Genomic DNA, 832 nt, shown 5'->3' with positions numbered 1-832 from the left:
TCGCCAAGCGGATATGCAAGCAACCATGTTTGAACGCTCTCGTGAAGTGTTCCAGAAAGAACTCAAAATCTCGCAAGATCTAGAAGCGTTAGAGAAAGAGCGCGAGAAGCTACTGCCGAAAATCGACCAGCTGAAGAAAGAATGTGATGTGTTCTTAGAAGGGAAGTCGTGGGATGTAAAATCCGATGCTTGCGATAAGCACGATGAAGCAAATTCTCGACTTAGCCAAATTGATCAACTAATTGAAGTCTATAAAATGGATCTCAAACAGATCAAAGAAATCACATCGGATATGGGTTTATAAACCCAACAATACACTCGATTGTTCATACAAAAAGGAGCTCACTGAGCTCCTTTCCTTTTACCTATGTTAAGCTAAAACTCGTTAGATACGAGAGGCATCATAACCTGATGCAAGCAAAAGTTCTCGTTCATACCTAATGAGTTGAGCACGATCTTCAATTAATTCGTTCAAAGCTTGAGATGGCTTTCCTGCGAGAGTTTTGAAAGCAGCAAACGTTTCTGCACTGTCGATCTCATCAATCATACTGCTAATGACATTGCGCGCTTCACACGGATTGTTATCTGTAGTGAAGTATTCTACTTGTTTAGCTGCAGCTTTCATTTCTGTTAATAGCTCAAGCGGGCTTGTGTCTTTTGCTACCGCCATGTAGTTGTCTAACACGCGCTTTGCATAAAGCAGTTCTTTTAGTGGGATATCACGTCCACTTTCAATTAGGGATTCGCTAAGGATCATACTTGAGCTCATGGGCATTCCTTTAGTTATATACAACGCAGCTTATAAGTGTCCCCTGAGTCTAATTTATTGAAG

1 protein-coding gene and 1 pseudogene are annotated in these 832 nt (G+C 41.1%); one reads left to right on the top strand and one right to left on the bottom strand.

Annotated features, from left to right (window positions below):
- Positions 1-304 (top strand): annotated as a pseudogene (locus tag R7Z50_RS26220) (chromosome partitioning protein ParA); the annotation flags it as partial.
- An 81-nt stretch (positions 305-385) separates the two neighbouring features.
- On the opposite strand, the gene R7Z50_RS26215 reads toward R7Z50_RS26220, so the two are convergent.
- Positions 386-769 (bottom strand): hypothetical protein, encoded by a 384-nt coding sequence (locus tag R7Z50_RS26215; RefSeq protein ID WP_005464338.1) that lies wholly within the window; start codon positions 767-769, stop codon positions 386-388.
- Between the last annotated feature and the right edge of the window lie 63 nt (positions 770-832).

Source organism: Vibrio sp. 1249-1 (assembly GCF_033340495.1).
Note: the sequence above shows the minus strand (reverse complement) of the source record. Positions and strands in the feature narration are given on the sequence as shown.